Raw genomic sequence first — 6,952 nt, 5'->3', positions numbered from 1 at the left:
CACTTTCATCGATCTGGAGCGATCGCCTGCCGTCTGGAAAGCCTTGACCGAATCCTGATACGGGAAAATGCCTGAAATCAGGGGCTTCACGTCGATCAAACCTTTATTCAGCAGCTCGACGGCCACCGCGAACTCTTCGTGGAAACGGAACGCGCCGCGCAGATCGAATTCCTTGGCGACGATCACGTTGATCGGCAGGGCGATATCGCCGCCGAGTCCCACCTGGACGATCACACCGCGCGGCTTGAGCACGTCGAAGGCGCCGCGCAATGCCGCTGCGTTGCCGCTCGCTTCGAACAGTACGTCGAAGCTGCCCTTGTCGACGGCGAACGGCTTGAGTGCCTCCGGCGTCTCGGCAATGTTGAGCGCGAGATCCGCTCCAACCTTTTTTGCGCTCTCGAGCGGCAGCGTGTTGACATCGGTCGCGACGATCGTCGCGGCGCCGGCTCGTCGCGCGGCGGCTACGATCAGCGCGCCGATCGGTCCGCAACCCGTCACGAGCACACGCTTGCCGAGCAGCGGACCCGCGCGCCGCACGGCATGCAGCGCGACGGAGAGCGGCTCGGCCATGGCGGCTTCCGCATCGCTCAACGAGTCCGCCACCACGTGGGCCTGTGAACGGTCGATCACGATTTCCTGGCGGAATGCGCCCTGCACGTGCGGTGTGCGCATCGCGCTGCCGTAGTAGCGCATATCCAGGCAATGGTTCTGCAGTCCTTGCTGACAGTATTGACACAGGCCGCAAGGCCGGCTCGGACTGATGGAAATCCGCGTGCCGGCCGGCATATCCGTGACGCCAGGTCCGGTTCGCGAGACGGCGCCGGACACTTCGTGACCCAGCACCATCGGTTCCTTGATGCGAACGGTGCCGAAACCGCCGTGATTGAAGTAGTGAAGATCGGAGCCGCAGATGCCACCGGCTCGAACCCGTACCAGCAACTGGTTGGCTTGCGGTTCGGGCGTGGGCACCTCCTCGATGCGCAGATCGAGCGGTGCGTGAATGACGAGTGCATGCATGGTAAGCGCCTATAACGGTAAATGCAGGGTCAGCACGCTATACGTTAGCGTTTGCAGGCCCAATCGACAAAGATCAAAGTTGTCTGGGCCGATACTTGCCGCTTATGGATACTTATTCGGGCGCCTTGGTGATGCTCTCGATGACCTTCCTGGCGTCGGAAAATACCATCATCGTTTTGTCCAGCATGACGATCGGGACACGATTGCGTGTCCCGATGCGGTTTGGCTTTTGAAGCGTGCTTCCGGCATCGGGAGACGCCGGACATTGACGGTTGTTGCGTTGGCCGCAGATCCTAGAACTTGTGGCGCAGTCCGATGGCGGCTTCGAAGAGTGAGTTGAAGCCATAGAACGGCTGGTTCGAGCCCGAGGCAGCGGCGAGGGTGGTCCATGCACCGGTGAGATGGTTGTAGTCCACACCGACATAGACGTCGGTGCGCTTGCTCAGCAGGTAATCGAGCGTCGGGCCGCCGGTGATGCGCGTGCCGCTCCGGCCCGTGTGGTGGACGAAGTCGATGTAGAACGGCAGATCGAGCACGAGCGCGGGCGTGATGTAGTACTGAACGGCGGTGGAGAACGAGTCGTTACGATAGTCGGCCGGATAGACGTGGCTGTAGATATACGAGCCGAACACCTTCGCTGCGCCGAATTTATAGGTTGCGCCCGCCGTAAAGATCTTCTGTGTGCTGTCCGGAATCGTCACACCGAAGTAGGTGCTGCCGTAGACGCTCGTCGAAGGAGTCAGGCCGCCGATATCGTTGACGATCTGGTAGGCCGCGCCGACGCTCAAAGGGCCTTTGTCATAGGAGAGGCTGACGGCCGGCGACGAGTTCTGGTGAAAGTTGCCGGCTGCCTGGCCAAACGTGTATGCACCCTTGAGAGTGAAACCGTTAAGCGTCGGCGAGGTATAGCGCACGGTATTGTCGAGACGCCCACCGCCGGTCAGCCCGGCGCCCTGAAAGCCGACTGTGCCGGTGTAATTGGCGAACGCATAGATATCGTGCGTCCAGCCCATTTCGTGCACGAGGGTGTACTGCCGGCCCAGCGTCACCGTGCCGTAGGAGCTACTGAGTCCGACCAGCGCAGTACGGCCGAACAGGCGCGCCGTACCGGACGGCGTGGATTGCTGCGTCACGCCGGTATTCGGTGTGAAGCCGCCTTCGAGCTGGAAAATCGCGGCCATCCCGCCGCCCAGATCCTCGGTTCCCTGCAGGCCCCAGCGGCTTCCCTGAATCTCGCCGCCGCTACCCATTGTGAAAAGCGTCCCGCCGGATTTGCTCTGGTGGGTGTCGTAGCGGACGGCTTCGTCGATAATGCCGTAGAGGGTGACGCTCGATTGCGCATGCGCGATTCCTGAAGCGGCCAGCCCAAGTCCAGTGAGTACACCTAAAGTATATTTTTTCACGAATAGATCCCCTTGCAGATTGACGAAAAATGGAAAGCTCCAAACCGACTGCCGCGTTCTGCCGGAGCGGCATGTCTTTATATTGAGCGACGCTGCGCTGTAGCGCCTCGTCGCCCTACTCTCAGATCAGGTCAGTGCAGCGACTGCGGCGGCGATCTTCCTGCAGCCGTCGTCGATGATCTCGATGCTCGTGGCGATCGACATCCGGAAGAACGGGGAGACGCCATAGGCCGATCCCGCAACCAGCGCGACGCCCGCGTGCTCCAGCAGATACAGAACAACGTCGCTGTCGCCTTCGAGGCGCTTGCCTTGCGGCGTCGTGCGGCCGATCATGCCGCCGCAATTGACGTACAGATAGAAGGCGCCGCCGGGCGTTTTGCAACTGATGCCGGGAATCGCGTTGAGCGCTTCGAGTGCGTGGTCGCGGCGCTCCTTATAAATCCGCACGGATTGCTGCACGAAGGCCTGGTCGCCAGTCAGCGCTGCGAGCGCCGCGGCCTGACTGATCGAGGTGGCATTGCTGGTGGATTGGGACTGGAGCGTATCCATGGCCCCGATCAGATCGGCGGGGCCCGCTGCATAGCCGATGCGCCAGCCGGTCATCGCGTAAGTCTTGGAAACGCCGTTGACGACCAGCGTCCGTGAACTCAGTTCGGGTTCGATCGACAGCAGATGCTGCAGCGCTTCGCCTTCGAAGCGGATGTGCTCATAGATGTCGTCCAGCATCACCAGCACTTGCGGGTGACGCAGCAGCACATCCGCCAATGCACGCAATTCGCCGGCCGTGTAGGTCGCGCCGGTGGGATTGGTCGGAGAATTGATGATCAGCCAGCGCGTGCGGGTCGTGATTGCCGCTTCGAGGGTGGCGGGCGTGAGCTTGAAACCGTCTGCCTCGCTGCACGGTACGACGACCGGCACGCCGTCGCAGGCGAGCGCCATGTCCGGGTAGGACACCCAGTACGGGGCCGGAATCAGGACTTCGTCGCCCGCTTCCACAGTCACGGCGAGCGCGTTGAAGATCGCGTGCTTGGCGCCGCACGTCACAATAATGTGTTTGGGATCGTACGAAAGACCGTTCTCGCGTTGCAGCTTCGCTGCGATGGCGGCGCGCAGCGCCGGCGTGCCCGCCGTTTGCGTATAGCGTGTTTCGCCACGCTCCATTGCTTCGAAAGCAGCCTGGCGGATATGCGCCGGCGTGTCGAAGTCGGGTTCCCCGACCACGAGGTTGACGATGGTCTTGCCCTGCCGCCGCAGTTCCGCGGCGCGGTCGGCCGCGGCGCTGCTCGGCGAAGGTTTGATTCGCAGGACGCGGGCGGCGATGCGCGTTGCACTCACACTTGACTCCTCAGCAGCATTTAACGAGCCTTCACCTTAAGCGTGCGAAAAAGTTCAAGCCAAGACGTCTTTCCGCTGGGGCAATAACATCCACTTATGACACTACGATAGGCGCGCGGGTCCGGCCTGGTGGGGCGTGTTCGCATGCGGGAATACGCTGATACAGCGGCTCGTTCGGCCTGGGAGGGACGGGCCGGGAGTTTTTTTCGGCACTGTGCGGCGGGCGGCGCTTGCCCTATTATTGTTGCCATCTCCCAACGTTGAGTTGCGACTACCGTGAACCTGCGGCGTTTGAAGTACTTTGTGAAGATTGTCGATATCGGCAGCCTGACCCAGGCCGCCGAGGTGCTTCATATCGCCCAACCGGCGCTGAGCCAGCAACTGATCACGCTCGAAGACGAGTTCCAGCAACAACTGCTGGTGCGCACGAAACGGGGCGTCACGGCCACGGAGGCAGGAGCGACGCTGTATCGCCACGCACAGTTGATCCTGCGCCAGTACGAACAGGCGCAGGCCGACGTGAAGAGCGCCGGCCAGACGCTGTCGGGCCAGGTTTCGGTGGGCCTCGCGCCCGGTACCGGGGCGTCGGCGCTGTCGTTGCCGCTGTTGCGAACCGTGCGTGCCAGGCATCCGGACATCCTGTTGTACATCAACGAGAACTTCGGCACGACGCTCAGCGAACTGATCATGAACGGCCGCATGGACATGGCCGTGCTGTATGGCGACAAGCCTGTGCATGGCCTGTCGTTCCAGCTTCTGATGAACGAGGAATTGTTTCTTGTCGCTCCCGCCAGCATGGGCATCACCCAGGAGCAGATCGGCGTCACCGAGTTGCGCGACGTGCCTTTGCTGCTGCCGCGTCCGTACAACTATCTGCGCAAGTACGTCGACGAAGGATTCGCGCGCGTGCAGATGATCCCGAAAGTGGTGGCCGAAATCGAATCCGCGTCGACGCTCTCGGCCGCGGTGAGCGCGGGTATCGGCGCGACGATCTTGCCCGATTCCACCGCGCGGGTGGTCGCGGCGGCGGGCGACATCGTGAAGTGCCGTATCGTGTCGCCGGTCATCAAGATTCCGCTGTCGGTCTGTCTGTCCGACCATCTGCCGCTTTCCGAGCCCGCAGCGGCCGTCAAGGACATCCTGCTGGAACTGGCCGGCGACCTCGCACTCGACGTGCGCTTCGAGCCTGGCGCCGATACATAAGCGCGCCTTATCGCTACAAAGCCAAACCGTCTTGGCGCAATTTTTATATGACGGATACATTGAGTCCATCGTCGATCGCCCGGCTCGAAGCGAGCCGGAGCGTATCCAACCGGCTACGGACTCAGAGATGGATCTCCAGAAGATTAAGGCGCTTATCGACCTGTTGGCGGAATCTCCGCTTGCCAGGCTAGAAGTCATCGAGGGCGAGGAAAGGGTCAAGCTCGTGAAGGCGAAACGGCGCGGCAAGCGGCTTCATGCGCCATCGGGCGAGCAAGGCGTGGCTACGGCGTTCGCTCCCGACGTGCAAGGCACGCCAGCGCAGCCCACTGTCCCGGCTCAATCCGTCGACACAACCCGTGAAACCTCCGCAACCGCGAAGGAGCCGCACCTCGTTTGCGCGCCGATGTTCGGCGTCGTTCATCTCACGCCGGCGCCTGGCGAGGCGCCCTTCGTGAATCCCGGCGACACGATCGAAGAAGGGCAAGTGCTCTGCACGATCGAAGCGATGAAGATGTTCAACGCGATCGAAGCCGAATTCAGGGGCACCGTTCTGGAGATTCTCGTGGTTCCAGGCAGTGAGGTCGAATCCGGCCAGCCGCTGTTCCGGATCGGCTGAACGACCATGTTCGATAAAGTATTGATTGCCAACCGCGGCGAGATTGCGCTTCGCATCCAGCGCGCCTGCCGCGAATTGGGCCTGAAAACCGTCGCCGTGCATTCCGAGGTCGACGCCGACGCCCGCTATGTACGTCTCGCCGACGAGGCGCTGTGCATCGGGCCGGCCGCTCCCGGGCTGAGTTACCTGAACCAGGCCGCGATCCTGTTCGCCGCACATGTGAGCGGCGCGCAGGCGATTCATCCCGGCTACGGCTTCCTGTCGGAGAACGCCGATTTCGCCGCGCAAGTCGAGGCGGCCGGCATGTCCTTCATCGGCCCCGAACCCGCTTCGATCCGCACCATGGGCGACAAGGTCGCGGCCAAACGCGCCATGCGCGCGGCCGGCGTGCCCTGTGTGCCGGGTCCGGACGGCGAACTGCCCGACGATCCCGCCGAGATTCTGCGAGTCGCCGAGGAAATCGGCTATCCGGTGATCGTCAAGGCGGCGGGCGGCGGCGGCGGGCGCGGCATGCGCGTCGTGCCCGGTCCCGAACAGTTGCTCGAAGCGGTCGCGGTGACGCGCGAGGAAGCGCGCCGCGCCTTCGGCAAGCCCGAACTCTACGTCGAGAAGTTTCTCGAACATCCGCGCCACGTCGAAATTCAGGTCTTGTGCGATACGCACGGCAATGCCCTGTGGCTGGGTTCGCGCGACTGTTCGCTGCAACGGCGTCATCAGAAGGTACTGGAAGAAGCGCCCGCGCCCGGCATCGATCCGGAACTGATCCGCCAGGTGGGCGAACGCTGCGTTCAGGCGTGCCGGCAGACCAACTACCGCGGCGCGGGCACTTTCGAGTTCCTGTTCGAGAACGGCCGCTTCTACTTCATCGAAATGAATACGCGGCTGCAGGTCGAGCATCCCGTGACGGAGATGACGTCGGGCATCGATATCGTGCGGGAACAGATTCGCATCGCCCAAGGGCACGCATTGACGATTCGTCAAGCGGACATTCGCACGCAGGGACATGCGCTGGAATGCCGGATCAACGCCGAAGACCCGTTCACTTTCATGCCGTGCCCGGGGAAGATTTCCGTGTGGGACCTGCCGGGCGGCAACGGCGTGAGGGTGGACTCGCATATGAGCTGCGGTGCTGTGGTGCCGCCTTATTACGACTCGCTGATCGCCAAGGTGATCACGCACGGCGCTACCCGTGACGAGGCGCTGGCGCGTATGCGCCTTGCGCTCTCGGAAATGCGCGTCGAAGGCATCCGCACCAACGTGCCGCTGCATCAGGCTATGCTCGAAGACGAGGAATTCGGCGCTGGCGGGCCCGACATTCATCATCTGGAGCGCTGGCTTGCCAAGAGGAAACAGACATGACGCTGACCGTTGAGCCTGC

The 6,952-nt window shown here is 62.5% G+C and carries 6 protein-coding genes; 3 read left to right on the top strand and 3 right to left on the bottom strand.

Features of this window, described 5'->3' with window-relative positions:
* The 3 genes from AC1ECK_RS29140 to AC1ECK_RS29130 all read right to left on the bottom strand — a co-directional run.
* On the bottom strand, positions 1-1,017 hold a 1,017-nt coding region (locus AC1ECK_RS29140), incomplete at its 3' end, for an L-idonate 5-dehydrogenase (RefSeq protein ID WP_480325405.1).
* 293 nt (positions 1,018-1,310) lie between these two features.
* On the bottom strand, positions 1,311-2,420 hold the full coding sequence (locus tag AC1ECK_RS29135) for a porin (RefSeq protein ID WP_480325403.1): 1,110 nt from the start codon (positions 2,418-2,420) through the stop codon (positions 1,311-1,313).
* 126 nt (positions 2,421-2,546) lie between these two features.
* Positions 2,547-3,755, bottom strand: a complete 1,209-nt coding sequence (locus AC1ECK_RS29130; protein ID WP_480325401.1) for an aspartate transaminase — start codon at positions 3,753-3,755, stop codon at positions 2,547-2,549.
* 276 nt (positions 3,756-4,031) lie between these two features.
* Here AC1ECK_RS29130 and nac point away from each other — a divergent pair, with 276 nt between their 5' ends.
* The 3 genes from nac to accC all read left to right on the top strand — a co-directional run bounded on the left by nac (position 4,032) and on the right by accC (position 6,933).
* Entirely contained in the window at positions 4,032-4,958 is a 927-nt protein-coding gene (nac, locus tag AC1ECK_RS29125; protein WP_480325399.1) for a nitrogen assimilation transcriptional regulator NAC, read from the top strand.
* 127 nt (positions 4,959-5,085) lie between these two features.
* Positions 5,086-5,574 carry an acetyl-CoA carboxylase biotin carboxyl carrier protein gene (gene accB, locus AC1ECK_RS29120; protein ID WP_480325397.1) on the top strand — a complete coding sequence of 163 codons (489 nt, stop codon included), beginning with the start codon at positions 5,086-5,088 and terminating at the stop codon, positions 5,572-5,574.
* A 6-nt stretch (positions 5,575-5,580) separates the two neighbouring features.
* A complete protein-coding gene (gene accC / locus AC1ECK_RS29115; RefSeq protein ID WP_480325395.1) occupies positions 5,581-6,933 on the top strand; it encodes an acetyl-CoA carboxylase biotin carboxylase subunit in 1,353 nt (450 codons plus the stop codon).
* Positions 6,934-6,952 lie beyond the last annotated feature (19 nt).

The sequence above is a fragment of the Paraburkholderia sp. SSBN10T genome (assembly GCF_056619545.1).
This window is presented reverse-complemented; position numbering and strand designations above follow the sequence as displayed.

Excerpts from the sequence above, each read along its gene's own strand:
- accB (WP_480325397.1), top strand. The coding sequence starts at position 5,086 with ATGGATCTCCAGAAGATTAAGGCGCTTATCGACCTGTTGGCGGAATCT.
- accC (WP_480325395.1), top strand. The coding sequence starts at position 5,581 with ATGTTCGATAAAGTATTGATTGCCAACCGCGGCGAGATTGCGCTTCGC.